General features: G+C 50.1%; 24 protein-coding genes. 14 read left to right on the top strand and 10 right to left on the bottom strand.

Translation table 11 applies throughout. The annotated features are described in order from the left end of the window. Nucleotides 1-32 precede the first annotated feature (32 nt). Genes BLV87_RS00815 through BLV87_RS00795 form a run of 5 tightly spaced genes read left to right on the top strand, consistent with a single transcriptional unit; the run spans nt 33 to nt 5,839 of the window. The gene (locus tag BLV87_RS00815) at nt 33-698 is read left to right on the top strand and encodes a hypothetical protein (protein WP_093064411.1); all 666 of its coding nucleotides are present in this window, start codon (nt 33-35) and stop codon (nt 696-698) included. A 12-nt stretch (nt 699-710) separates the two neighbouring features. Further along, nucleotides 711-1,871 (top strand): copper amine oxidase, encoded by a 1,161-nt coding sequence (locus BLV87_RS00810; protein ID WP_093064409.1) that lies wholly within the window; start codon nt 711-713, stop codon nt 1,869-1,871. A gap of 17 nt (nt 1,872-1,888) precedes the next feature. Continuing rightward, a complete protein-coding gene (locus BLV87_RS00805) occupies nt 1,889-4,216 on the top strand; it encodes a copper amine oxidase (RefSeq protein ID WP_093064407.1) in 2,328 nt (775 codons plus the stop codon). 34 nt (nt 4,217-4,250) lie between these two features. After that, nucleotides 4,251-4,658: a hypothetical protein gene (locus BLV87_RS00800; RefSeq protein ID WP_093064405.1), complete on the top strand. Its 408-nt coding sequence runs from the start codon at nt 4,251-4,253 to the stop codon at nt 4,656-4,658. Beyond that, nucleotides 4,655-5,839: a cytochrome-c peroxidase gene (locus BLV87_RS00795; RefSeq protein WP_093064403.1), complete on the top strand. Its 1,185-nt coding sequence runs from the start codon at nt 4,655-4,657 to the stop codon at nt 5,837-5,839. Before BLV87_RS00800 ends, BLV87_RS00795 begins: the two co-directional genes overlap by 4 nt. A gap of 58 nt (nt 5,840-5,897) precedes the next feature. Here the strand turns inward: BLV87_RS00795 and BLV87_RS00790 are convergent, their stop codons facing one another. From BLV87_RS00790 to znuC, 4 genes are all read right to left on the bottom strand, one after another. Then, nucleotides 5,898-6,152: a YfhL family 4Fe-4S dicluster ferredoxin gene (locus tag BLV87_RS00790; protein WP_093064401.1), complete on the bottom strand. Its 255-nt coding sequence runs from the start codon at nt 6,150-6,152 to the stop codon at nt 5,898-5,900. A gap of 98 nt (nt 6,153-6,250) precedes the next feature. Beyond that, on the bottom strand, nt 6,251-6,766 hold the full coding sequence (gene coaD / locus BLV87_RS00785; protein WP_093064399.1) for a pantetheine-phosphate adenylyltransferase: 516 nt from the start codon (nt 6,764-6,766) through the stop codon (nt 6,251-6,253). A 110-nt stretch (nt 6,767-6,876) separates the two neighbouring features. Continuing rightward, nucleotides 6,877-7,665, bottom strand: coding sequence for an iron chelate uptake ABC transporter family permease subunit (locus BLV87_RS00780; RefSeq protein ID WP_093064397.1), 789 nt, complete (start codon nt 7,663-7,665; stop codon nt 6,877-6,879). Continuing rightward, nucleotides 7,658-8,440, bottom strand: a complete 783-nt coding sequence (gene znuC, locus BLV87_RS00775) for a zinc ABC transporter ATP-binding protein ZnuC (RefSeq protein ID WP_093064395.1) — start codon at nt 8,438-8,440, stop codon at nt 7,658-7,660. The genes BLV87_RS00780 and znuC overlap by 8 nt, the downstream gene beginning before the upstream one ends. Before the next feature lie 27 nt (nt 8,441-8,467). Between znuC and BLV87_RS00770 the strand changes: the two genes are divergently transcribed. Beyond that, nucleotides 8,468-9,400, top strand: coding sequence for a zinc ABC transporter substrate-binding protein (locus BLV87_RS00770; RefSeq protein WP_093064393.1), 933 nt, complete (start codon nt 8,468-8,470; stop codon nt 9,398-9,400). Here the strand turns inward: BLV87_RS00770 and BLV87_RS00765 are convergent. From BLV87_RS00765 to lptM, 3 genes are all read right to left on the bottom strand, one after another. Further along, nucleotides 9,394-9,738, bottom strand: a complete 345-nt coding sequence (locus BLV87_RS00765; RefSeq protein ID WP_093064391.1) for a FecR family protein — start codon at nt 9,736-9,738, stop codon at nt 9,394-9,396. The two genes, BLV87_RS00770 and BLV87_RS00765, sit on opposite strands and share 7 nt — an antisense overlap. A gap of 188 nt (nt 9,739-9,926) precedes the next feature. Continuing rightward, the gene (gene lysA, locus BLV87_RS00760) at nt 9,927-11,177 is read right to left on the bottom strand and encodes a diaminopimelate decarboxylase (protein WP_093064389.1); all 1,251 of its coding nucleotides are present in this window, start codon (nt 11,175-11,177) and stop codon (nt 9,927-9,929) included. A gap of 11 nt (nt 11,178-11,188) precedes the next feature. Beyond that, the gene (gene lptM / locus BLV87_RS18965) at nt 11,189-11,305 is read right to left on the bottom strand and encodes an LPS translocon maturation chaperone LptM (protein ID WP_245706864.1); all 117 of its coding nucleotides are present in this window, start codon (nt 11,303-11,305) and stop codon (nt 11,189-11,191) included. Nucleotides 11,306-11,803: 498 nt separating this feature from the next. On the opposite strand from lptM, the gene BLV87_RS00745 reads away from it, so the two are divergent. The 5 genes from BLV87_RS00745 to BLV87_RS00725 all read left to right on the top strand — a co-directional run bounded on the left by BLV87_RS00745 (nt 11,804) and on the right by BLV87_RS00725 (nt 18,822). Next, nucleotides 11,804-12,409: a toll/interleukin-1 receptor domain-containing protein gene (locus BLV87_RS00745; RefSeq protein ID WP_093064383.1), complete on the top strand. Its 606-nt coding sequence runs from the start codon at nt 11,804-11,806 to the stop codon at nt 12,407-12,409. Further along, nucleotides 12,345-14,840 carry a KGGVGR-motif variant AAA ATPase gene (locus tag BLV87_RS00740; RefSeq protein ID WP_093064381.1) on the top strand — a complete coding sequence of 832 codons (2,496 nt, stop codon included), beginning with the start codon at nt 12,345-12,347 and terminating at the stop codon, nt 14,838-14,840. Before BLV87_RS00745 ends, BLV87_RS00740 begins: the two co-directional genes overlap by 65 nt. Beyond that, the gene (locus tag BLV87_RS00735) at nt 14,837-15,082 is read left to right on the top strand and encodes an nSTAND1 domain-containing NTPase (protein WP_093064379.1); all 246 of its coding nucleotides are present in this window, start codon (nt 14,837-14,839) and stop codon (nt 15,080-15,082) included. Before BLV87_RS00740 ends, BLV87_RS00735 begins: the two co-directional genes overlap by 4 nt. A gap of 12 nt (nt 15,083-15,094) precedes the next feature. Then, nucleotides 15,095-18,124: a HEAT repeat domain-containing protein gene (locus tag BLV87_RS00730; RefSeq protein ID WP_093064377.1), complete on the top strand. Its 3,030-nt coding sequence runs from the start codon at nt 15,095-15,097 to the stop codon at nt 18,122-18,124. A gap of 116 nt (nt 18,125-18,240) precedes the next feature. Next, a complete protein-coding gene (locus BLV87_RS00725) occupies nt 18,241-18,822 on the top strand; it encodes a Uma2 family endonuclease (protein ID WP_093064375.1) in 582 nt (193 codons plus the stop codon). Between the two features lie 11 nt (nt 18,823-18,833). Here BLV87_RS00725 and nadC read toward each other — a convergent pair whose 3' ends face one another. Then, nucleotides 18,834-19,667: a carboxylating nicotinate-nucleotide diphosphorylase gene (gene nadC / locus BLV87_RS00720; RefSeq protein WP_093064373.1), complete on the bottom strand. Its 834-nt coding sequence runs from the start codon at nt 19,665-19,667 to the stop codon at nt 18,834-18,836. Between the two features lie 71 nt (nt 19,668-19,738). Then, entirely contained in the window at nt 19,739-21,010 is a 1,272-nt protein-coding gene (locus BLV87_RS00715; protein ID WP_093064371.1) for an NAD(P)/FAD-dependent oxidoreductase, read from the bottom strand. 201 nt (nt 21,011-21,211) lie between these two features. On the opposite strand from BLV87_RS00715, the gene BLV87_RS00710 reads away from it, so the two are divergent. From BLV87_RS00710 to BLV87_RS00700, 3 genes are read left to right on the top strand one after another with little or no spacing between them, the layout of a single operon-like run. Continuing rightward, nucleotides 21,212-22,483 carry a multifunctional CCA addition/repair protein gene (locus tag BLV87_RS00710; RefSeq protein ID WP_281241302.1) on the top strand — a complete coding sequence of 424 codons (1,272 nt, stop codon included), beginning with the start codon at nt 21,212-21,214 and terminating at the stop codon, nt 22,481-22,483. 25 nt (nt 22,484-22,508) lie between these two features. Next, nucleotides 22,509-22,832 (top strand): heat shock protein HspQ, encoded by a 324-nt coding sequence (gene hspQ / locus BLV87_RS00705; protein ID WP_175517793.1) that lies wholly within the window; start codon nt 22,509-22,511, stop codon nt 22,830-22,832. After that, a complete protein-coding gene (locus tag BLV87_RS00700; RefSeq protein ID WP_093064367.1) occupies nt 22,832-23,524 on the top strand; it encodes a sulfite exporter TauE/SafE family protein in 693 nt (230 codons plus the stop codon). Before hspQ ends, BLV87_RS00700 begins: the two co-directional genes overlap by 1 nt. Here the strand turns inward: BLV87_RS00700 and BLV87_RS00695 are convergent. Further along, entirely contained in the window at nt 23,521-24,105 is a 585-nt protein-coding gene (locus tag BLV87_RS00695; RefSeq protein WP_245706863.1) for a protein disulfide oxidoreductase, read from the bottom strand. The two genes, BLV87_RS00700 and BLV87_RS00695, sit on opposite strands and share 4 nt — an antisense overlap. Between the last annotated feature and the right edge of the window lies 1 nt (nt 24,106).

The raw sequence follows: 24,106 nt of genomic DNA, 5'->3' as shown, positions 1-24,106 counted from the left end.
ATACCAACATTTACATAATAACGGTTTCAGTCATGCCTAAGATCCTGTCACTACGCACCTTGCTGCATTGCGCCACACTGCTCTGTGCGCTACCAGCCACCGCCAACAATCTTGACCCGCTGAGTGCGGCTGAAATAGCACGTGCCACCCAGCGAGCTAATGCTGCCACCCCCATCTCCACTATCCGTAGCACCACAACCAATAACGCCAACATACCCGCGCCAGAATTACTACTGGTCGAACGTCATCCCAACGCCAAAGGCCAAACCGCCCGCTTAGCCGATGTCTACACCTATGACTACAGCACCAATGAAACCATTATTGATGTGGTTGACCTCGACACCAACCAAGTGATTTCCAGCAGACGTGAACAAAACCTGCAACTGCCGCTGACTACCAACGAATTGCAACGCGCCTCCGCCCTCATCTTTGCCGATGACGAACAACGCAGCCTATTGGATGCCGAATTCAAGCGCATTACCGGGCAAACCTTGAGCAATCCTGCACAGCAATTGCAGGTCAAAGCCTTCGTCTTCCACGCCTCCAGCTTGCCCGAACAGCTTAATGCCGCGTCTCAGCAATGCGGCTTACAGCGTTGCGCCCAAGTGCTGCTCTACACCGCCGATTCCGTGGTATTTGAAGTCAGCCCCATCGTCAACCTGTCCGCAGGTGTCATTACACAAAACATCGGCTTCTAAGGGAACCCCACCATGCAATACCGCACTCCCCTACTGGCACTCAGTCTGCTAATCGCGTGGCAACAACCCGTATTTGCTGCCCCTAGCACTGCCTGCACCGGGCAAACGCTCAGCAAAACCTTCGCCTCTGGTGCAAGCTGGAATCTCTGCTGGACACCCCGCCAAGCCGAAGGCATTGTCCTATCGCAAGTGACCTACAAAGCTCCCAACCACCCCGCACGGCGTGTACTGGGCGAAGCCGCACTTTCCCAACTGGAAACTGCCCTTGATGACGGCGCGGTTGCGCCTTTATTTCTGAGCACCGAAGCCGGTTTCGGCGGCAATAATCTGCAAACCTTAAACGCTGCCGATTGCAGCGGCGGCACGTTGCAAGCTGCCAGCGGGCGCAATGTATTGTGTGCCACCACCCGCGACCACGGCTATTCCTACAAATACACCACCCAGCGCCAAGGGCAATTGTGGGAATTGAGCAGCCATTCGCAAATCGGCTCACGCAATTATACCGTGCGCTGGCGCTTTTACGAAAACGGCACCATTGAACCCAGCCTTGGTTTGAGCGGCGAATTACCCGTCGTTGATGCCAGTGCTGCCCAATACGGCTGGCCTGCCATGCAAAGCGGCAAAATCGCCACGGGTTTCACCGATCATGCGTTCTGGCGGCTGGATTTCGACCTCGACACCACCTCTACCAATGACGTGGTGGAAGAAATCAGCAGCACCCCCAGTGCGGATCGCTTACGCAAAACCAAAACCATTGCCCCGCTCAACACCGAAACCGGGCGCAATTTTGACCCCGAAACCAAACGTTTCTGGCGCATTCGCGATGGCATTCTCACCAATGGCAGCGTTGGGCAACTCTCCTACGAACTAATCCCCAACCGTTACGACCACAGCCGCGCCAATAGCAGCAATACCCCCTGGCTGGCGCATGACGTGTTTTTCACCCGCTACAACGCTTGTGAAAAATACGCTGCCAATAACCCCACCAGCAGTTGCACTGCCAACGTCAGCCAATTTACCAACGCTGAGAGCCTCAATCAGCAAGACATTGTGGTGTGGTACAAACAAAGTTACCACCACCTCCCGCGCAGCGAAGACAGCAATCGCATTGGCACAGTATGGAGCAGCTTCCAACTGTTGCCGCGTGACTGGCATTCCATCAACCCTTTCTGATAGCGAGAACGATAACAATGAAACCATCAGTTTATGCGTATGCTGCCACCGTCTTGCTGGCACTCGGCAATTTCTTGCCCACCAACATACAAGCCGCCGAATTTTGCGCCGATCAGTATTACGTTGACACCACACTTCCCAATCAATCGCGCTGGGATATGTGCTGGGAACACCGTAACCGCGAAGGCATTGTGTTGCACCACATCCATTACACCCCCAAGAACGGTACGCGCCGCATGGTGCTGTATCAAGCAGCCGTAGCACAAATTCACGTACCCTACGACGACAATGGCGCACGCTATCATGACGTATCCGACTACGGCTTGGGCAATAACTACATGTCCGCATTGACGGCACAAGAATGCGTTGGCGGGCAACTGCTCAGCTATGCAGGCAAAAATGTGCTGTGCCAACAAGTCACACCCCGCGACGATGCTTACAGCGTCGACAATGACCGTTTGCAGGGCGATGCCCTCAGTTTATTCAGCGTTTCCGCTATCGGTGCGTACAACTACATCCCCGAATGGCGCTTTCTGGATGACGGCGCGATCGAACCCGGCATCGGTGCAACCGGCGCTCTGCAACGTTTTGGCGCGAGTAACATTGCCCAACACGGCTGGCTATTGGAAAGCAATAAAGTCGGCATTGCTCACCTACACAATTTTTTCTGGAAACTGGACTTCGACCTCGGCGGAACAGGCAATGATGATGCCGTCGAAGAAATCAACTATAGCCAAAATGCTGGCAAGCTGACCCGTACCAATACACGCTTTACTACCGAAGTTGCCCGTGTTGTCGACCCCACCCAATTACGGGCGTGGCGTGTCATTGACACCACCCTGAAAAATGCCAAAGGGTTGCCACTTTCTTACGAAATTCAGCTCCCCGAATCGGTACAACGTGACATCGGCCCTAGCAGCGAACCCTTTACCCACAACGACTTCTACGTCACCAAACAAAAAAGCTGTGAATTATTCGCCTCCCATAATCCCACCACCAACGCCTGTGCAGAAAATCTCAGCGCTTTTGTGAATAATGAGAGCCTCAGCGGGCAAGACATTGTGGTATGGCCTTCCACCACGTTTTACCACATGCCGCGTGCCGAAGATGCCCCGCGTATGGATGCGCACTGGAGCCATATCCGCATCATTCCGCGTGACTGGCATGACAAAAACCCGCTGAGCAACAGTGCCGAAACCACAGCGGATACCACCACGCCCCCACCACCACCTCCTCCGCCACCGGCAACTGGCACGGTGTCGAATAGTGCCAGCGGTATCAGCGTCAACGGCAACCTAAACGACTGGGCAAGCCTGACATCATTTGGCGCTGACCCCGATGACGTGACGGGTACTAACAATAAACTCAACTGGCTAGAAGCATGGGTAGCCAACGATGCTGAGCGTGTTTACCTTGCCTACAAAACCAAAGGCAATATCGACACCAGCGGTTTCTGGGGGTATCAGGCATATCTGGATACCGACTCCAGCACCACCACAGGTTACAAAACCGGCGCATTGGGGGCAGATTACTTAGTGGAAGGCGCTAACCTGTGGCGTTATACCGGCGACGGCACAAGCTGGAGTTGGGCATACCAAGGCAATATGACCGCGCAAACCAGTGGCAATGCCGCAGAATTCAGCTTTCCACGTAGCTGGTTAGGCAACAATACTGAATTACGCTTGATGTTCTGGGGCAATAACGCTGCGTTTGGTGGCGATGCCAAAGATGCCTACCCCGATGGCGCTTTCAACACCACCGCAACAACCCGCTATTTTACCTACAACATGCACACCCCCACAGGCAGTGGCACAACAGGTATCAGCAACCCTGTCAGCAACTTAACCATTAACGGCAATCTGAGCGATTGGAGCACCTTAACTTCCTTCGGACTCGATCCAACTGACGTTTCTGGGGCAAACAACCTTCTGGATTGGCAGGAAGGTTGGATGGCACACAATGCCAGCAATGTTTACCTCGCTTACCGTACTCTCAACGCCGTTGATGCGGGGCGCTTCTGGGGCTACCAAGCCTATCTGGATACCGACAACAATACCGCGACTGGCTACCAAAACGATGCACTAGGCGCTGAATACATGCTCGAAGGCCAAACGGTATGGCGCTATACCGGTGATGGTGAAAGCTGGAGCTGGTCACCGCAAGGTAGCACCACCAATGCCATCAGCGGGCAAGCGGCAGAATTCAGCTTCCCGCGTAGTTGGATCGGCAACCCCAGCAAATTGCGCCTCATGTTTAGAGGCAACAATGCCGCCTTTGGCGGGAATGCTGAAGACGTTTATCCGAATGCAACAGCTAACCCGCGCTATTTCGAGTATCGTTTCTAGTCATTCATATCACTTAACTATTGAGCACATAACGATGTCAACCAAATGGCTCACCCTGATACTCAGCCTGCTTTTGGCAGGCTGTTATGGCTCTCATACGACGGTTTGGGAACGCCAGCAAACCAGCGACAAAGCCTTGTATCAAGCTGAACTCACTTGCGCAACGCTCCCGACTGTCGGGGTCTTTCAAGACTGTGTATTGCGACTGGACAACACACCAGCATTACCTAGTGATTTGCTCATTGCCGTGGATGGTGGAATGCCATCCCACGGACATGGCCTGCCCACCGCACCACAAGCCATTCCTACCGGAAAACCCGGCGAATTTCGCATCGACGGTCTGAAATACAGTATGCCGGGCGAGTGGGTGCTAGGTTTCCTGTTGCACTCTGCACTTGTACCCAGCGCACAAGACAAAATCGTGTTTTGGTTTACACTATGAAATACCTCAGCCGGGTGGGATATTTACTCCTGCTCCTCATCGTATTGGGCATGGGCGGCAAACACAGCACCAGCCCCATGTGGACACTGCAAGAATACACCACACTGCAATCCCTAACGCTTGCCAACTTACCTACTGCCAGCGATTCTAGTAATCGTTTTGCACAACACCCGCAAGCATTAGAACTAGGCAAGCAACTGTTTTTTGACCCACGTTTTAGCCGCAACGGCAGCGTATCCTGCGCCACCTGCCACCAACCCGACAAAACTTTCAGCGATGGCAAACCCCTAGCCATCGGTTTAAGCGGCGGTAAACGCAATACCCCTTCACTGCTCGGTGTGGCGCATAACGATTGGTTTTTTTGGGATGGACGTAAAGACAGCCTCTGGTCACAAGCTTTAGCCCCCTTGGAAAACCCCGCAGAACACGGCCTGACCCGACTGGAAATCGTGCGTTTACTACTGGAAGACCCGCGTTACCAGCAGCAATACCATGCTTTGTTGCCCAATGCACCTCATCTGGACTTCTTGCAACATCTCCCAATCGCTGCCTCACCTTTAGGCAATTTGGAACAATTGAAAGCATGGAAAAGTATTCCATCAGCCCAACGTGTGCAAATTGATGAAATATTTGCAAATACGGGTAAGTTCATTGCCGCTTATGTCAGTAGCTTATCCTTAGCCCCTAATCGACTCGATGTACTGAACACCTCGCAACCACCACTCACTTCAAACGAAATCGCAGGGGCAAAACTCTTTATTGGCAAAGCTCAGTGCATTCTCTGCCATTCCGGTGCATTACTCAGCAACCAAACCTTTCAAAATATCGGCACGGGCAAGCTCGGCACAGACAGTGGACGTGCGGCAGTACTCGACACCATTCGTACTGATCCATTCAACTGCCAAGGAACACACAGTGATGCGGATCCCCATTCCTGTACTGAACTGCAATTTTTGACCCGCAATCGCCACGCTGTGGTCGGTGCATTTAAAGTACCCAGCTTACGCAATACTGCTCGTACTGCACCGTATTTTCATGATGGACGCATGGCGACCTTAGAACACGTTGTCGATTACTACACGCAAGCCTCACAAGCTGTAGCAAACGCTAATGATTTACCAAGGATTCAACTAAATGATACCGAAAAACAGCAACTCATCGCCTTCCTGAAAATGTTGTAAGCACACACAAAAACGCCCGCTAATGCGGGCGCTTGATCATCATGCATGCGAATTCAGCTTAAGCGTTTTCCGCCATCAGTGCCTGATATTTCAATAGCAACTGCTCTTTGGATTCCTTGTGATCAGGGTCAAGCGGAATACAATCAACCGGACATACCGACACGCATTGCGGTTCATCATAATGCCCCACGCACTCCGTGCAACGGTTTGGGTCAATCACATAAATTTCATCCCCCGCAGAAATCGCGTTATTTGGGCACTCTGGCTCGCAAACATCGCAGTTAATGCATTCGTCAGTAATCATCAATGCCATAAAATGAGTCCTCTTGGATAGCTTTGTTGAGCGATTCTATCAACCTACCTGAAAAGATAACATTAACTTCCGTCAAAATAACAATACTCAGGCTTTTTCTAGTTCAACCCACGCTCACTACGTATCTGCACAATTTTATGTTTCAACGCACCCAGCACATGCGGCGCAACAAAGCGTGAAACATCACCGTTAAGAATCGCCACTTCCTTCACCAAGGTCGAAGAAATAAAGGAAAAACTTTCACCCGGCATCAAAAAGACAGACTCAACCTCAGGTGCAAGGCTACGGTTCATGCTGGCTAATTGAAATTCAAACTCGAAATCGGATACCGCCCGCATCCCCCTTACCAACACTCGTGCATTCTGTTCACGTGCAAAATCCACCAACAAACCTTCAAAACCTTTCACTGTCACTTGCTTATCCAGATGCTGCTCGACCAACTCGTGCTGAATCATTGCAACGCGCTCTTCCAGCGAGAACAACGGTTTCTTTTTAGGATTAGAGGCTACACCGACCACCACATGTGCACATAACTTGCTGGCACGCTTGATTAAATCAAGATGCCCTTTAGTAATCGGGTCAAACGTCCCAGGATAAACAGCGGTAATTTCCATGAATACAGGCCACCTTAGTTAATGACGGAGGGCTTAGGGCTAACCCTAGTTAACCACCTTGTAACACCTTATGATGCAATGCACAATAATTTTTTGCTGGCTTGCACCATTCAAGTGCTACGCGGCGAAATAAACTGCACTAAAATGAACAAAACACTCGCCGCCACCACAATGCTCGGCCCAGTGGGCGTATCCAATTGCAATGAAATCCCCATCCCGGCTAATAACGCCAATACCCCAATCACCATGGCAAATAATGCCATTTGCTCCGGTGTTCGTGCAAAACGCCGTGCTGCCGCAGCCGGGATAATCAATAAGGCCGTCAGTAACAAGACACCAACCACTTTCATCGCCACCGCCACCATCAAAGCAATCAACACCATGTAAACCGCACTGACCCACCAAACCTTGACACCCTCAACCTGCGCCAATTCAGCGTGGACACTCAGGGACAATAACGGACGCCAAATCCAAGCCATTACCCCAATAACCATCACAGCTAAACTCCATGTTAAGGCAATATCCGAGTGTGTTACTGCGAGAATATCACCAAACAAATAGGCCATCAGATCAACCCTGACATTTGGCAGGAATGTCAATGCCACCGTCCCCAATGCCAGCGCACTATGCCCAATAATGCTCAGCAAGGTATCGCTTCCCAAAGCTGGATTATGTTGCACATACAGCATCAATAAGGCCACCAGCACACAGACAGCCATGACCCATAGGTTCAAATTCATGCCTGTCATCAATCCCAGTGCGACACCCAGCAACGCCGAATGTGACAAGGTATCACCAAAATAAGCCATACGCCGCCACAACAAAAAGACTCCCAGCACCCCACTCATCAGCACCACCGCCAACCCCGCCAACAATGCTCGCCAGATAAAATCATCCATGCGAATGCTCCTTGTCAGTATCCGGCAATGGCACCACACACCCATGCATATCGTGCTGATGATCATGATGATGGGTATAAACCGCCAACCCGCTAGGTCGCAAGTCCCCAAACAAGCGTAAATATTCCGGGTGGCGCGATACCGCTTCTGGCTGCCCTGAGCAACAGATGTGCCGGTTCAAACACAGTACCTGATCGGTCGCCGCCATCACCAAATGCAAATCATGCGACACCATCAGCACCCCATAACCATGCACCTGTTTCAAACGGTTGATAAGCTGATACAGCTCATTCAAGCCCGTGACATCCACGCCCTGCCCTGGCTCATCCAGTACCAACAATTGCGGCTTATTCAGCAAGGCTCGCGCCAACAACACCCGCTGCAATTCACCACCAGAAAGCGATTGCACCGCTTGGGGTAATAAATCCTGAATACCCACTTCCGCAGCACTGGCACGCACGGCTGCGGGATTATGCCGTCGCAAATTCAAGCCAATAAAGCGCTCCACCGTTAAAGGCAACAAGCGATCAAGGTGAAACTTCTGTGGCACATAGCCAATGCGTAAACCGGGCATCCGCCAAACCAAGCCTTGGTCAGGCACTAGCAAACCCAGTAAAATTTTCAGCACGGTGGATTTCCCCGCGCCATTAGGGCCAATCAAGGTCAGAACGCTTTCCGGGTACACTTCGAGGCTAACATCGTGCAAAATCACACGCTGCCCGAAGTTCAGGCCAATGTGTTCCAGCTTTGCTAATACAGTGTGTGTGGTGGACATCCCTGCCAACGTATCAAGAGTGAAAAAATGTTCCGTATTCTAACGATTTTCCTGCTGCTGTGCTTACCCGTTTTACACGCCTGCCAGCAAGAGTCATCCAGCAAGCCCGTGATTGTCAGCACTATCAAGCCCATCCATGCCTTGGTTTACGCCATTGCGGGCGGCGATAACAGTCCACTGGACATCCGCCAACTCTTACCCGATGGCGCATCGCCACACCATTACGCCCTCAAACCGTCTGAGATGCGCTCCTTGGAAACCGCCAGTGTGGTATTTCGCATTGATAGTGGGCTGGAAACCTTTCTCGACAAACCTTTAGCCAATCCACTACCCAACCGGCGAATCATCACCCTAGCAGAAGTACAGGGTATTCAACATCTCGGCTCACGCGCTCAACACAACCATAACGCTATGCCAGGGCACGAGACACACAGCGCCGATTTACACCTGTGGTTAAACCCTGAAAATGCCATTGCCATGAGCCAAGCTATTGCTAAAACGCTGGGGGAAATTGATAGCCGCCATCAAGCTGATTACCTCGCTAACGCTGCTCAGCTTATCCAACAAATTCAAGCTACCGATGCACGAATTCGTCAGCAACTCGCTCCATTAAGCGACAAACCTTACCTCAGTTTCCACGATGCATGGCAACATTTTGATACGCATTATGGTTTGAACTTTGCTGGCGCAGTCACGTTAGATGTATCCCGTTTGCCGGGCGCACGCCACGTACAAGATATTCGTAAGATTATTGAAGAAAAACAGGCTGTTTGCCTGTTTCAGGAACCACAGTTTTCACCCGCCATGGTTAAAACACTGGTCGAAGGCACAACCATACACATTGGCAAACTCGACCCCTTAGGGATGCAACTGCCACTGGACAAAGAGACTTACATCAACTTATTGCAAGCGGCCGCCGATAGTTTTCAGCAGTGCCTCACCGCAACCACACCTCAATAAATTCCCAAATCTAATAACTGGGTAGGTTCACGGCGACTTTCGCGCAATGTACCACCAATGTACTCGTAACGCTGCCCAGTGCCTTTGCCATACGCTTGTTCACGATACAAATTGACGCGGAACATACAACCGCCGCGTAGCATCACAATATTACGGTCGTGCATTTTGAGCTGTACATTTGAGCCGCGCACCGTGTGCACCATATCGTCTTGGTAAATAGGGTCACCGCGCTTGAGAATACGAGGGTCACTACCACTGCTGGTTGCCGTCACCTTGCCGCGCTTAGACAACACGACACCTACCTCGCGATGTTCTAGGGTGGTATTAGGTGCTGGCATACACTACTCCGTCTGATTTAATTAGGTTGATTCACAACTCACGCTCAATAAAGCGTAGACCAGCCTAAACGCCAAACGTTTTTTCCCCGCCCAAAAAAAGTCAAAGTGCAAAAAAAATCCGCCAGACGGTAGTGACGAATTTTTATCGCGAATTTAATCCACCTAGTTAAACCCATCCAATAGGTTATTTACGGCAGCACCTGCTCACCACGCAACAAATCATCGAAGGTTTCGCGCTCTCGCACCACATACACCTCATCCCCAGCTACCATCACTTCTGCCGCACGCGGACGAGTGTTGTAGTTAGAAGCCATCGTGAAGCCATACGCACCGGACGAACGTACTGCCAGAAAATCACCAGGCTGAATATTAAGATCGCGTTCTTTACCCAAAAAATCGGCTGTTTCACAGACCGGCCCCACGATGTCGTAAGTCACCGTTTCGCCCTCAGTGCGCGGCACAACCGGAATAATTTCCTGCCAGGCACTGTATAACGCCGGGCGGATCAGGTCGTTCATGGCGGCATCCACCACCGCAAAGTTTTTATATTCCGACAGCTTGAGGAATTCGACTTCTGTCACCAAAATTCCGGCATTAGCCGCAATCGCCCGACCCGGTTCCACGAAAATTTCGTACTGGCGCAAACGTTCATCGGTGAATAATTGCGCCATGTAGTCGGCAGGTGAAGGGGCAGCCTGCCCTTCCTGATAGCGCACGCCCAAACCACCGCCAATATCCAGATGGTGAATCTTAATGCCTTGCGTTTGCAAGCGTTCTGCCAAAGCCAGCAAGCGTTGCAGCGCATCCATGAACGGTGTGAGCGTCAGCAATTGCGAACCGATGTGGCAGTCGATGCCAACCACATTCAGGTGGGGCATCGCTGCCGCTTTCACATACACTGCTTCAGCACGCCCGATTTCAATGCCGAACTTGTTTTCTTTCAAGCCAGTGGAAATGTAGGGGTGGGTTTGTGCATCCACATCGGGGTTGACGCGCAAGGAGATGGACGCCACTGTGCCCATTTCACCCGCTACCGCGTTAATGCGGTCAAGTTCGGCTTCGGATTCGATATTGAAGCAACGGATACCGACTTCTAGCGCCTTGCGGATTTCGGCAACTTTTTTGCCAAGACCGGAAAACACCACCTTGCCAGGGTCGCCACCTGCGCGTAATACCCGTTCTAACTCACCGCCGGATACGATATCGAAACCTGAGCCTAAGCGAGCAAACAGGTTGAGAATAGCAAGGTTGGAATTGGCTTTGACCGCGTAACACACGAGGTGTGGCTGCACGCCAAAGGCGTCGTTGAAGGCGTGCCAATGACGTTCCAACGTAGCGCGGGAATAGACGTAGCAGGGTGTGCCATGAGCACGGGCAATGTCAGCGACGGCGACATTTTCGGCGTGGAGTTGTCCGTTACGGTATTCAAAATGATCCATTATGTAAGCCTTTATTTTGCCTGTTCTTGTTGAGGTTGCGCTTTATCCGGCAAGGTTAACGGGCCTTTGTTTCCACAGCCTGCCAGCAAAGCCAGTACGATAGCGAATCCGAGGTATTTTTGCATCATGGTTAAATCCTGTTTGCTGTGAATTAAACGCAGGATAACGGCTGGTAGCGGGGGAATGCAAAAGGATAATAAAGAAAGGTTTGCAGCTCCGGTTAAATTGTTATACAAGAAGTACAAATACTGACCCACGAAGGCTTTCCCCATGCTAGACGATCCGCACCGGCAAAAATTGCATGACCTCGAAACCCGCCAAGTAACACTCGCGGAAAAGCTCGCTTGTCTGCAACAGCAACACGCCCCCGAAACCCGCGAGGAAGAATAAATGCGCAGCGAAAAGCTCATCGCTGAGACGCAGGAAACCTTGTATCGGGCCGCAACTGAATTGCCGCCCCCTTCTGTGGGCTACCCAACTCACACACAGTGGCACATACTTGAAAGCACTAGCATGTTTGCAGCAAACCTAGTTCGCCTGCCCCAGTTTCCTTGTAGCACAGGAAATTACCAATATTTTAACTACTCCCCCTTTCCAATTTCAACTCTACAACAATACTCAACTCTATGACCTACGAATATGATGTTTTTCTAAGCTATCGACGATACGGTATGTGGCCTAGGTGGGTTTCAGGAATTTTCCTAGAAATTTTCAAGCACTGGCTGGGGGAAGAGCTAGGGCGAGATGTTACCATTTTCTTCGATCAGGACATGGAAACTGGTACTAACTGGCCTTCCCGCCTAGCTAATGCACATGCAAAATCCCGCGTACTTGTTCCATTGTGGTCTCACCAATACTTTACTAGTGATTGGTGTTTGACTGAGCTATCTTTAATGCGTGCAAGGGAGGAGCAGTGTGGTTTTAGTTCTCGTGAAAATCCCAAAGGGCTAATTATCCCTGCCATTATTCATGATTGCGAGGATTTACCGTCTGACATCAAGTGCATTCAATCCATTAGCCTACATGGGTATACAAATCCACTGATCACCATAAACAGCCCTACTGCTGAAAAACTTTCTGATGCCATTAGTGATCGCTGGGCAAAGGATATTGCTCATGCAATTAACTCAGCACCTGAATATGATGCATCATGGCTAAACTTATCTCATGAAAAGTTTAAAGCAACATATTCCAGAAACAACGCCAAACAAACTCAAGTTCCGAGAATTTAAAGCTATGTCTGCAATTATTACTTTTTATTCATTTAAGGGGGGAGTTGGACGAAGCATGGCATTAGCAAATATCGCTGTACTTCTTGGAAAACTCAAACGTAAGGTTCTTATGGTTGACTGGGATATTGAGGCTCCAGGACTTGATAAATACATTAACAAATACAGAGAACCATCGAAATCTAGTGATGGATTAATTGATTTATTATTAAATGCAAAAAATCAAAACCCCTCATCAATAAATAAATATATATATAGAGTTAGCAATATAAAAAATTGCGACAATCTCTACTTTTTACCCAGTGGATTATCTTCAACCAACTTCGAAGAATACACCAAAAAACTTACCAGCTTTAATTGGGAAGACTTCTTTGGAAAACATGGCGGCGGTGAGTTCATTGAAAAACTTAGAGAAGATTGGCTAAAAGAATATGACTTCGTACTGATAGATAGTCGAACAGGAATTACGGACTCTGGTGGAGTATGCACCATACAATTACCTGACATTATAATTCCTGTATTTACAGCGAATGAACAAAGTCTTTTTGGGATAAAACATGTGATTAATAGCATTCAAAAATCACGTCAACGCCTAGCTTATGACAGAGGCAATCTATTAGTATTCCCTCTATTATCACGCCACGAAGGAAATGTTGAATTTGAAAAATCAAAAGAATGGTTAACTAAATCATCAGAAGTACTTCGGGAGTTTTATGACGACTGGATTCCAACAAAAAAACTAACGCCATACAACATTCTGGAAAAAACAAAACTACCATACATTCCATACTTTAGTTTTGGAGAAGAACTAGCTGTTGAGGTTGCAGGAACCAATGATCCAGCCAGCCTTGGCTACGCTTACTTGACAAGTGCAAATTTAATAAATCAAGATTTTAAAAATATTGATCACATCATATCAAATAATGAGCAAAAAAATAGCGCAACCACCTCGAAATCTACATTATCTCCAAAAGATGAAAACAAACTCAATTTACATGATATAACAACTAGGCAAGCCCTACTGACAGAAAAGCTTACTCGCCTGCAACAACAACGCGACCTCGAACACCGTGTGGAAGAGCAAATGCGCAGCGAAAAACTCATCGCTGACACTCAGGAAGCTTTGTATTTAGTAGAACAAAAGCTACTCACCCACCAACAAAACAACCTGATTAGTAAGGCTAACACACTCAAACGCAATGGCGAGTATAAGCAAGCATTGAACTGCTGGCATCAAATTCAACTAGCTAACCCCGACAGCTCCAGCGCAGCGCAAGAAATTGCATTGTTAGAAACATTACAGGCCAATCAAACTAAAGCAGTAGAGATAATCAAGCGTTTAGCGTTCCGTATGAAAGACATCAAGCCGATTTTCAAGGGACTCGCCACCACGCTTAGACAACCAGATAGCAGCCCTAACTACAGTGTGATACTGGAACAAACAGAAGCCTTTCTGGATGGTAAACTAGACGCAGGTGATTTCATATATTGGTACGCGACTGAAAACCCCATTACAGATAGACATGGGGTCAATATTGAAGCCCTAGCTCGGCGGATACAGCGCGGTGAAGTGGTGCTATTCCTCGGCTCTGACGTGGTTTCCACCTATGGAGATAAGCAGCACGGAGAACACCCCCTGGTCAGGCAACTTGCCGCACAAATCGGTTATGAACATTTTGATGGCTCGCTATCCTCCATCGCGGAGTATTACCAATTGCGCCCGGACTTGGGGGTAACCACGTTGCTGGATAACTTGCGCCAGTCGTTACCTGATGCCGCCCGTGTGATCAATTTGTATCAGGCTCTCTCCAAAACCAACATGCCGCTGATTCTGATTTCATCGGGTTACGATAACTTGCTGGAAAGCACGTTCCAAGCTACTGGTAAGCATTTTGTGGAACTCGCTTCGATCATCAACCGTAGCGAAGATTACGACATTGGACATGTGGTGGTGAGTTATTCCGATCACAGCAAACCGACCTATGTTTGCCCAGAAGAAGAGCTATCACGCCTTCGTTTGCTGGAAAGCGGCTATTCAATCATCTACAAAATTCGTGGGACGTGCGAAACGAACAAGAACCAAGATTCAAATTTTCTGGGGCGTGACGCGATGATCTTATCGGAAAGCGATTATTTCAGTTTTGCACGTTACGCTGACCGCATTATCCCCGATTATCTGGCGCGGCAATTTCGTAACCGGGGCTTTTTATTCATCGGCTACCGCCCGAAAGAGTGGGAAGACCGTTTGCTGGTCAGTGCATTGCTGGAAAAACGTCGCAATGCGCAAGAGCCGTGTTACGTGATTGGCAATGCACCGCAGGCGGGTGAACAACCCAAGCTGCTGGAAAGCGCGTTTTGGGAACACCGCAATGTCAGACAGTATCACGTTGATTTCCATGAATTAGATGCTTATTTCGGGGAGGCTGAGGTATGAGTGTGATTGCTCCTTATCCAGGTTTGCGGCCTTATCACGAAGATGAGCAGGACAAGTTTTTTGGACGCGATGCCGATGCTGAAGTCCTGATTGATAAAGTGTTAACGAATCGGCTAACGCTGTTGTTTGCTGCGAGCGGGGTGGGCAAAAGTTCGCTGTTGCAGGCGGCTGTGATCCCACGTTTGAAGTCGCCGAGCGGGGAAAATCTGGATGTGGTCTATCACATCGACTGGGTAAGCTAGCCAGTCGGTAGTGTGCGGGCAGCGGTGCTGCAAGCCTTGCACACCAGCGGAAAATTGCCTGAAGGGGCGGCGGATGAGGTGGGGCAAACGCTGGTGGAGTTGCTGGAATTCTGCGGGCTGTTTGTGCGCCATCCGCTGGTGCTTATCCTCGACCAGTTTGAGGAGTTTTTTCGTTATCAGCGGGCGACTGCCAGTTTTCAGCCATTAATTGAGCAACTGACGGCGGTCATCACCAATCCGCAACTGCCTGTGAGCCTAGTGTTGTCGATGCGCGAAGATTTCGCGCTGGAACTGAATGCGTTCAAGCCGCGTTTGCCGACCATTTTGTTTGAGAATTTCTATCGGCTGGAAAAGCTGGGGTGGGCTGGCGCACGCGAGGCGATTGTCATACCCGTGGAACAAGTCGGCTTCCGCTACGAACCCGTGCTGCTGGAAATGCTGCTGAACGATTTGATCAGCCGTGAACTTGACCGCTTGCCGCTTTCGCCTTTGGTTGAACTGCTGGGAACTGTCGAGCCAACTTACCTGCAAATTGTCTGTGCGCAACTATGGGAACTGAACAAAGCTGCCCCGGACAAGTTGATGCGGCTGATGACTTACGAAAAAATGGGCAAATCCAAGGGTATTTTGAGCAACCACCTGAATGGCGTGTTGCAAACTTTCACGCTGGCGGAAAAGCAATTTGCCTCCAAAGCTTTCGACCATCTGGCAAGCCAGCGTGGAGTGAAGATGACTTACACCGCCGCTGCGTTGGCGGAAACGGTGCGGGTGAATGAAACTGCATTAGGTAAGGTGTTGGAAAAACTGACGGCAGTGCGTATCCTGCGTAGCCAGCAACAGGGTGAGGCGACGTGGTATGAGCTTCACCACGATATATTTTCTAGCAGTATCGAACATTGGAATGGCGCGTGGAAAGACCAGATGCGTAAACGCAAGCTACCGCAAATTACCGCGACTGGAGTCGTAGCTATTGTGATACTGTTTGCAGGGTGGGATTACTATGTTAACGCCACGAACTACCAGTTGCGGCTTAGTCCCAAACAGGGCATTTCTAATCAGGTGGAGTTGTGGCAGGGTAAACAGGGGAGTTTCGATCTATTCCGTCAGCAGGATTATATCGCCGAAACGAATTTTGAGCGTAACCAGCTCGAACCGGATAAGCAGTTCAACCAAAAGTGGGTGGCGGATTACGGCGAATTACAAGCTGAATTGACAGGTAGCCTGTCTATCGACCAACGGGTAACAGCTTATACAAAGAATGGCGATTCCCAAAAAGCATTGAAGCTAGCGAAAGAATCCATTATTCCGCAGAACATTGAACTGGCTAAACGGGCATTGCCGCATCTTATGGATATGGCTGTACCCGATGCGGCACGAACAGCTTATGACATCCTGCAAAATTCCCCAAGTCCAGCGATAAAACAGGAAATTATAGATAACAACAATAGCTCTGCGGGGGTCGTATTAGTTTATGATAAAGTTAATATGAGAGCAGATATGCTCGATAAACAAGAAAAATTCTGGGTGCAACAGTTGGCAACGCAGGTCGCGAACAAAACTGCCCGTAACCAACTGACGGTATTAGCGAAAAACAACAATAATGCTATAAATGCACTGGCTAACTCCCCGGATGTATCTGAAGTATTGCAAGCCAAGGATGCCATTCCGATCAAAGATGAATATAGCCGTAACCAATTGACAAAGACACGGCAAGCCAAGAATGTCACTCCTGCGCTAATGGGTCTCCTCAAGGATACAAATATTGGTCGCCAAGCAGCAGTGCAGCCATTGGGGGTTTTGCAGACCAAAGATGCCATTCCTGCACTGATGGGATGGCTCAAAGATGAAAATAAAGATGCCCGCAATTCAGCAGCTACAGAATTGGGACTATTGCAGGTCAAGGATGCTATCCCAGCACTGCTGGATTTGCTCAAGGATGAAAATAGTAATGTCCGTGGCTCAGCAGCAACGGCATTGGGGAGGTTGCAAGCCAAGGATGCCATTCCTGCACTACTGAGGTTACTCAAGGACAAAGATAGTTATGTCCGTGACTCAACGGCAGAGGCTTTAACCCAATTGGGTAAGCATCCTATGATGCCCAGCTTATTTGCTGTCATGAGTGAGAATTTCGAAGCATCTAGCCGCATAGCTTCCGATGAGTTGCTAGATTTCCTGCTACATCGTCTGAAAAATGGCGATTCTGAAGTTCGCCGAAGTGCCGTCATCACAGCCCTACGCATGGAACGTGGTAACAACCTGAATGAAGTACAAAAACGTCTACTACTCAAAACATTATTATTAGTCGATCAGCAAACCCGTGACGAGGCCGCCAAACAACTGGCAGACGAAGACAAACAAGAATCCGAAGAAAAAGCACGTCAACTTCCTATCAACCAACCGGGTCTGGAAGAAAAACCACTAACGCTAGACGAACTAAAAACCAAACTGGATAGATTCGACCAAGCCTATGCCGACTGGCGCAAACGCCGTGATGCAGAACCCGCAGCAACTGCCCCGAAAGCCACTGACAGCGAAGCCGACAAACTCGCAGATCCCGCCCCCTTCACCTACGAATACGCTTACGCCATCGCCAACATGGACGAAGCCGAAGGCATCAAACTGTTAGGCCACAACCTCGCCAAAGTCCGCGAAGCCGCCGCCCGTGGCCTCGCCAACAGCGATTTCCTCGGCGTACCCCTGCTGCAAAAGCTGGAACAAGAATGGCTGGCAACCGATAACCCCATCACCCGCCAAGGCTTGTTTCACGCCATCGACATCGCCCTGCTGGCAATGGAAGGCATCGGCGCAGACAAGGAACTCGATGCCCTGAAAGCCTACGAACCCACCCTGACCAATGAGCGTTCCACCGCCTCCATCAAGCCACGTGTCGAATGGACGCGCATTCAACTCCAATGGCGCGTGGATGCCCTCAAAGAACTCAAGGAACTGGCAGACCGTCAACTACCGGGGCTGCTGAAAGAATACTGCCTCAACCCCGACGGCACGGATATGAAGCCCGAAGAATGCACCATTGAAAGGTGATTTATGACGCAACATGACCTTGCAACAAAACTGTTGGAAGAGTTGCAATCCGACGAACCAACAACTTTCTCAAACCTTGGTATACTCCAGAAACGCACCAATGCAGGAGTAACATCATGGCAGCACTAGCACAACAATTAGGCATCACCCCAGAAGATTACCTTGCAGGTGAACGCGATGCGCCGTTTCGCCATGAATACGTGCATGGGCAAGCTTACGCGATGGCGGGCGCGGCAGACGGTCATGTGCGTGTCAGTGGTAACGCTTTCGCCTTTCTAAAAAACCACCTTCGCGGCTCAGGTTGCAGCGTTTACATGGCAGACATGAAAGTGCGCGTCAAGCAAGATACCGCCTTCTTCTACCCCGATGTGATGGTGACATGTGACCCAGCCGATTTGCAACGCAGCCATTTCAAACAATCCCCCATATTGGTGATTGAAGTGCTATCCCCCAGCACAGAAGGCTATGACCGTGGCGGCAAGTTTGCGTTATACCGTGAGCTGGACAGTTTGCAGGAATACGTGCTGATCGACCCACGCGCTTATCAGGTGGACGTGTTCCGGCGAAATGCACTGGGGCGGTGGGAACTGTTTGCAGCCCACGGTGAAACGGCAACCATTGAGTTTGCCAGCGTAGGTTGTGAATGTACGATGCATGATTTGTACGAGGATGTTAACTTCGCACTAGAAGCGGAATAAGCTGTTACGGGCTATTCCGGCACAAACCGCATCGACAAATCAACCGCTCGCACATGCTTCGTAATCCCACCAATCGACACGAAATCTACCCCCGTTTCGGCAATCGCCACCAAGGTTTCCGGGCTAACCCCACCGGACGCTTCCAACGGAATCTTCCCCGCCGTCATCCGCACCGCTTCGCGCATATCCGCAAGGCTATATTCGTCGAGCATAATAATGTCAGCGTGTGCCGCCGTCGCTTCCGCCAACTCCTGCAAATTTTCAGTTTCCACTTCCACCAGAATACCGGGGTGTAACGCCCGCGCCTGCTGGATAGCCGCCGTGATCGACCCCGCCGCCATGATGTGGTTTTCCTTAATCAACACGCGGTCATACAAACCGATGCGGTGATTTGTACCGCCACCGCACAATACCGCGTATTTCTGGGCGGTACGCAAACCGGGCAAGGTTTTGCGCGTATCCAAAATCCGGCAAGACGTATGCGCCACCAAATCCACATAACGCCGCGTCGCAGTAGCGGTTGCCGATAAGGTTTGCAGGAAATTCAACGCCGCCCGTTCGCCACTCAAAATGGAACGCGCACTGCCCTGTAAGGTACACAGCAGCGCATTGGTAGCCACCCGCTCACCATCCTGATACTGCCATTCAATCCGCACGGCTGGATCAAGCTGGCGAAACACCTCATCAAACCACGCCACCCCGCATAACACCGCGTCTTCACGGGAGATCACCGTCGCACTGGCTTGCTTATCAGCCGGAATCAGCCCAGCGGTGACATCGCCAGTGCCAATGTCTTCGGCTAAAGCCCGCGCTACGGTTGCTTGAATATCGTTAGGTAATTGCATCAGAACCTCAAATAAAAATGGGAGGCGCAGTGCCTCCCATCAAGTGCCCCTGACTCCTCAGTCAGATCCCGTTAGATGCGGGTAATACCCATCATCTTCAAAATGGACTTTTCGTAGAACGGTTCGGAACTGCCTTTTTTCATCTTGCGGATGAAGTATTTCTCGAACGCGATCTTAGCCATGTGTACCCACTTGCCTTTCTTAAACCAAGCCACGTTACGTGGTGGAATCTGCGGCAGTGCGACGAAAGCTGCGCCCGTGTCACCCATGTCCGCCAAACAGATAGCGTTCCAAGTGGCCGTGGTGTGCGGCTCTTTGCCAGCCAGCTCATCTGCAATATTATGTACCAGAGAAGTGACCATGGATTCAATCATATAACCGGTCTTCGGTGCACCTGTGGGGACAGGCGTTGCTTCTACCGGCGGAATGGCGATACAAACACCAGCGGAGTAGATGTTTTTGTATTTCGGACTGCGGTGCAATTCATCCACAATCACGAAACCACGCGGGTTGCACAGACCTTCAACAGCAGCAACAGCATCGACCCCTTTGAACGCTGGCAGCATCATCGCCATATCAAAGTCGATGACGTGTTCTTTTTCCACTTCGCCTTTCGCGGTCATCTCGGTTACATGCATTTTACCTGCTTCGACTTTGGTGGTCTTCGCATTGGTAATCCAGCCCATGTGATGGTTACGCAGTTCGGATTCGAGCATTCCTTTAGAATCGCCTACACCACCCAAACCTAAGTGACCGATGTACGGCTCAGAAGAAACGTAGGTCATTTTGAATTTGTGACGCAGCCCGCGTTTACGCAAATCAGCATCCACAATGAAAGCGAATTCATACGCAGGACCAAAGCAACTAGCAAACGGCATTGCACCTACGATGATATGACCGGAGCCTTTTGCCAGCAGTTTTTGGTAATCGGCATACGCGCCTTCCGCATGGGTGACATCACAAACGGAATGCGTATGACCACCGTGGGGGCCAGCGCCTTCGACTTCCTGGAAGAACAGTTTTGGCCCTGTGGCGATAACCAAATAATCGTATTTAACGATTTGACCATCCGCCAAATGCAGCGCATTGCCTTCCGCATCAATCTTTTCGCAGCGGCTGCAAATAAATTTGATGTCTTTTTTAGACAAGTATTTTTCAATGGGGAAAGTGATGTCAGAGCGTGTCCGCCAGCCAACAGCAACCCAAGGATTAGAGGGAACGAACTGGAAGTAATCACGCTCGTTGACAACCGTGACTTCATGCCCCTTACCGAGCATTTCTTTCATTTCATACGCGGCGGGCATTCCACCTGTACCAGCGCCGAGAATTACGATGTGAGCCATTAATGCGAACTCCTAACTAGTGAATGAGGGGGGATTACTTTAATTGTAAGATTAGTACTTGCCAGCATTTCCCAAAGCAACCAGAATAACACCACAAATCGTGCTCTAGGTCAATGTTGGCCTTACTTATCAATAAATTAGAGTTTTCTAATATTCTGTAAAAAATATACGTTCAGCCACTCAGACCAGCATAATTCACGCATGAAAAACATCAAAACCTATCTTGTCGGTGGTGCAGTACGCGACCAGTTATTGGGATTACCCATCAAGGATCGCGATTGGGTTGTCACAGGCGCAACCCCTGCTGATTTATTGCAACAAGGATTCAAACCCGTTGGCAGTGATTTCCCAGTCTTTTTGCACCCACAAACGGGTGAGGAATACGCCTTAGCACGTACTGAACGCAAAACCGCTCAAGGCTACCACGGCTTTCAATTTCACACTGCGGCTGATGTCACATTGGAACAAGATCTTGCCCGACGTGACCTCACCATCAATGCAATGGCACAAGACACGAATGGCATCCTCATTGACCCTTATGGTGGGCAAGCCGCTGTGCAACAACGCCTATTGCGGCATGTCTCCACAGCCTTTGCTGAAGACCCGGTGCGAATTTTGCGGGTAGCCCGCTTCGCTGCCCGCTTTGCCCCCTTAGGTTTTCAAATAGCATCAGAAACCCAGCAACTGATGTGCGATATGGTTGCCGCAGGCGAAGTCAATGCCCTCGTACCTGAACGGGTATGGCAAGAAACGGTGCGGGCGTTAGCAGAACCCGCCCCGGAACGCTTTTTTGAGGTATTGCGCGGCTGTGGTGCTTTGCAAGTGCTTTTCCCCGAACTGGATCGCCTCTTCGGTGTGCCACAGCCTGCTAAGTATCACCCGGAAATTGATTGCGGCATCCACACCCTTATGGTATTACAACAAGCCGTAAAACTGAGTAGCGCCCCCGAAGTACGGTTTGCCGCGCTCACCCACGACCTTGGTAAAGGCTTAACACCGCAAACCATTTTACCCAGTCATCACGGACATGAACTTATCAGCCGCCAATTAACGACACAGTTATGCGAACGCCTAAAAATTCCCAACCGTTTTCGTGAATTAGCGGAACACGTTGCCGAGCAACACGGTCGAATTCATAAAGCACTGGAATTGCAACCTAAAACCGTATTGAAAGTACTAGAAAGCACCGACGCTTTCCGCAAACCTGAACGTTTTGAACAACTGTTAATAGCGTGTGAAGCGGATGCAAGAGGACGTACTGGCTTTGAAAGCCGCCCTTATCCGCAAGCTGGGCACTTTCGCCAAGCCTTAACCGCTTGCCAGCAAGTAGCCGTACAAGCAGTGATTCAAGATGGCTTTCAAGGGGCGAACATCAAGGAAGAATTGCACCGCCGTCGTATTGAGGCGATAAAGCAAATTCAAAGGAATCTTGATATTCACTCGCAGGAGTCGCATATTGGGAATAGAGCATGATTATGAAAAGCATTGAGGAACTGTCATGATGGAAGAAAAAATTGCTTCGTTCGGCATTGGTCAGGTGATTCATCATCGCCTGTTTAACTATCGTGGCGTCATTTTCGACGTTGACCCTGATTTTAAGGGTACTGAAGAATGGTTTCAGAAAAATGTGGAAGCCGGTAGCCCAACCAAAGAAGAACCTTGGTATCACGTACTGATTGATCAGGACGGGCGTGTTGCTTACGTTGCCGAGCGCAACTTAGAAGCAGCAGATCCTTCCGACCCGGTAGAACACCCACTGTTGGAAAACTTCTTCACTGGCTTTGTCGGCGACCATTATCAGGCAAGGCAGACACTGAACTGATGGAGTGGAGTTGGTTAGCCCATTCCAATTATTTAGCTGCCTTTCTGGTAGGGCTATTGGGTGGTGTCCATTGCTTGGGGATGTGTGGAGGTATTGTTAGCGCCCTTACCTTCAGCCTTCCGGCAGCACAGCGTAACCAGCCTGCTACATTAGCCCCTATTTTACTCGCTTATAATACCGGACGTATCGGCGGTTACATGATTGCTGGTGCGCTCGCTAGCGGCTTAGGTGCTGCTTTTCTAGCGTTCGGCGAACTGGAAAGTTTACGGCATGGGCTTCAGGTGTTTGCGGCATTATTCATGGTGGCACTGGGTTTGTATCTGGCCGGTATCTGGGCGGGTGTTGCCAAAATCGAAAATCTCGGACGGGTGCTGTGGCGACGCATCGAGCCTTTGGGACGACGCTTTATGCCGATTGATTCCCCGGCAAAAGCCTTGCCACTGGGGTTTATTTGGGGCTGGTTGCCATGTGGGCTGGTGTATAGCGTGCTGATCTGGACGTTATCAGCAGGCAGTGTTGCTAATGGGGCATTACTCATGTTGGCATTTGGGCTAGGCACATTACCCAACCTGTTATTGATGGGTGCAGCAGCAGCGAAGCTAGCAAAGTTTACCCGCAATCAAACCGTTAAACGGGTAGCGGGTTTACTCGTCGTTGGTATGGGGCTATTGCTCTTATGGCAAGCCATTTAAACCAACCAGTCTGCCATCCATAAACGCAAGCGCAACCCCCAGCCGGAGGTTAGCCCGACTTCACGAAAACGAATCATGCCTTCCTCATCCAGCACATAACTGGTTGGCACACCTTTAATACCGTACTGGTTTGCCAGTGAGCCGTCTTCATCCACAACTGTAACCCACTCGGTAATACCTTTACGCTCCATGTAGCGTTGCACTTCTTCTGTGCCACCGGATTGAAACGCAATCGTGATCACTTTCCAGTCGTTGGCGATGCCGGTAATGCTGCTTTGTTCCAACTCACACATCGGACACCAGCTCGCCCAGAAGTGTAGCAAGACCGGTTTGCCTCGGTAATCGTCAAGGTGGATAACCTCACCACTCAATACGGTACGTTCAAAGTCAGGTGCCTCCCCCTCCAGCATTCCGCGTTGTTGCCAAGTGCGAACCCCGAAAATAATAGCGAGGATAACCAGTGCTTCCAGCAGCCAGCGTAACCAGCGGCGCTTTTTGGGTGGATTGTCATCATTCTTCGAGGTATGTGTCGTCATCATTTTCCATGTTTGTTGGTTGGTTGAATGCGGCAATTGTAGCATG

The sequence above is a fragment of the Thiothrix caldifontis genome, assembly GCF_900107695.1.
Taxonomy (GTDB): domain Bacteria; phylum Pseudomonadota; class Gammaproteobacteria; order Thiotrichales; family Thiotrichaceae; genus Thiothrix; species Thiothrix caldifontis.
Note: the sequence above shows the minus strand (reverse complement) of the source record. Positions and strands in the feature narration are given on the sequence as shown.